The organism is Frankia sp. AgB1.9 (assembly GCF_016786355.1).
Lineage (GTDB): Bacteria > Actinomycetota > Actinomycetes > Frankiales > Frankiaceae > Pseudofrankia.
In genome coordinates this window covers 64074-66601 of the sequence record NZ_JADWYX010000014.1, presented here as the reverse complement: position 1 = coordinate 66601, position 2528 = coordinate 64074, and the positions used below count along the sequence as shown (strand labels likewise).

The following is a 2528-nucleotide window of genomic DNA, read 5'->3' as shown; positions in this document are numbered from 1 at the left end:
CTTGCCCAAGCAGCTCAGCGGGCAGCAGCGGAACGAGGTCACTCAACACCGATGCCCGCTCAAACGGCTCGTCGATGGCACGCGCAGCGGCCAACGCCGGGCTTAGCAGCTCAGCGGGCAGCCGCGGAACAAGGTCACGCAACACCGAACCCCGGGCGGTCGGCTCGACGATGCCGATTGCTCCGGCCAACGCTTGCCCAAGCAGCTCAGCGGGCAGCAGCGGAACGAGGTCACTCAACACCGATGCCCGCTCAAACGGCTCGTCGATGCCGATTGCTCCGGCCAACGCTTGCCCGAGCAGCTCAGCAGGCAGCAGCGGCAGGAGGCCGCGCAACACCACTGCCCGCGCAATCGACGGATCGATGCTGCTCGCAGCAGCCAACGCTCGTTCGAGGATCAAGGCGCGCTGGTCGACCGACGTCCGCTCCGCCAGCTCCCGCAACATCGTTGCCCGAGTAACCGGTTGGTCGATGGTGCTCGCGGCGACCAACGCCGGACCAAGGACCGAGGCGCGCTGCTCGGCCGGCAGATACTCGGCCAGGTCGACGAGCACCGCTGTCCGGTCATTCGGCTCGTCGATGGCGCCCACAGCGGCCACCAACTCTCCGAGCCGCTCGGCGGGCAGCCGTGCAGCGAGCACACGCATCACTGAGGCCCGCGCGGTCGGCTGGTGGATCGCGCCCGCGGCGGCCAACGCTTCTCCGAGCAACTCGGCGGGCAGCCGCGGAACGAGCGCACGCACCACCGATGCACGAGCGTGGGGCTCGCCGGTGCCGTCCGCGGCGGCCAAGGCCGGGCCGAGCAGCTCGGCGGGCAACAGCGGAACGAGGTCGCGCAGTACCGATGCGCGGGCGTGCGGGTGGTTGATGGCACCCGCGGCGGCCAGCGCTGAGCCCAGCAACTCGGCGGGCAGCCGCGGAACAAGCGCCCGCAACACCGATGCCCGTTCATACGGCCCGTTGATGCCGCCCGCGGCGGCCAACGCCGGTCCGAGGAGCTCGGCGGGCAGCCGCGAGACAAGGTCACGCAACACCGCTGTCCGAATGTTCGGCTGGTCGATCGCGTCCGCTGCGGCCAACGCCAGGCCGAAAACCGAGTCGCGTTCCTCGACGGGCGCGTACTCGGCCAGGTCACGCAACATCGCTGCCCGGGCAACCGGCTCGTCGATCACGCGCGCGGCGGTCAACGCCGGGCCGAGCAACTGGGCACGTCGGTCTACTGGCAGATACTCGACGAGGTCACGCAACATCGCGGCTCTGTCATACGGCTGGTCGATGGCGCCCGCGGCGGCCAACGCTTGTCCGAGCAGCTCAGCGGGAAGCCGCGGAGCGAGTACCCGCAACACGGCTGCCCGTACAGCCGGCTGGTCGATGGCGCTCGCGGCGGCCAACGCCGGTCCGAGGAACGAAGCGCGCTGGTCGGCCGGCAGCCCCTCCGCGAGGTCACCCAGCACCGCTGCCCGTTCATACGGCTCGTCGATGGCGCCCACGGCGGCCAACGCCGGTCCGACGGCCTCGGCGCGCTGGTCAACCGGCCGCCGCGCGGCGAGCTCGCGCAGCCTCGTTGCCCGGTCAGCCGGCTCGTCTATCGCGTTCGCGGCGGCCAACGGCGACCCGAGGATCTCCGAACGCCGCTCGGCCGGCGGATACTCGGCCAAGTCCCGCAACATGGTTGCCCGGTCAGCCGGCTCGTCTATCGCGTTCGCGGCGGCCAACGCCGCCGCGAGGATCTCGGCACGCCGCTCGACCGGCGGATACTCGACCAAGTCCCGCAGCACCGCTGCCCGGTCATACGGCTCGTCGATGGCGCTCGCGGCGGCCAACGCCGCCGCGAGGATCTCGGAACGCCGCTCGACCGGCAGCCGCCCCGCGAGATCACCCAGCACCGCCGCCCGGTCATACGGCTCGCCGATGGCGCTCACGGCGGGCAACGCCGATCCCACCAACTCGACAGGCAGTCGCGGAACAAGCGCCCGCAACACCGCTGCCTGGGCGGTTGGCTGGTCGATGGAGTTCGCGGCGGCCAACGCCGCCGCGAGGATCTCGCCACGCCGCTCGACCGGCAGCCGCCCCGCGAGATCACCCAGCACCGCCGCCCGGTCGTACGGATCGTCTATGGCGCTCACCGCAGCGAACGCCGATCCCACCAACTCGACAGGCAGCCGCGGAACGAGGCCATGCAATACCGCAGCCCGCGTCGTCGGCTCGTCGATGGCGCCCACGGCAGCCAACGCCGATCCGAGGATCTCGGCACGCTGCTCGACCGGCAGATGGTCGGCCAGGTCCCCCAACATCGCCGCCCGGTCATACGGCTCGTCGATGGCGTTCGCGACGGCCATCGCCGGTCCCACCAATTGGACGCGCTGCTCAACCGGCAGCAACTCCGCCAGGTCACGCAACAACGCGGCGTGGTCAAACGGCTCGTCGATGGCACCCATGGCGGCCAACGCCGATCCCAGCAAATCGGCGGACAGCCGCGGAACGAGCGCACGCACCACCGACGCCCGCGCAATCGGCTCGTCGATGGCG

1 pseudogene is annotated in these 2528 nt (G+C 71.1%); it reads right to left on the bottom strand.

The features are described from left to right. Positions 1 to 2528, bottom strand: a pseudogene (locus I6A60_RS07410) (hypothetical protein); the annotation flags it as partial.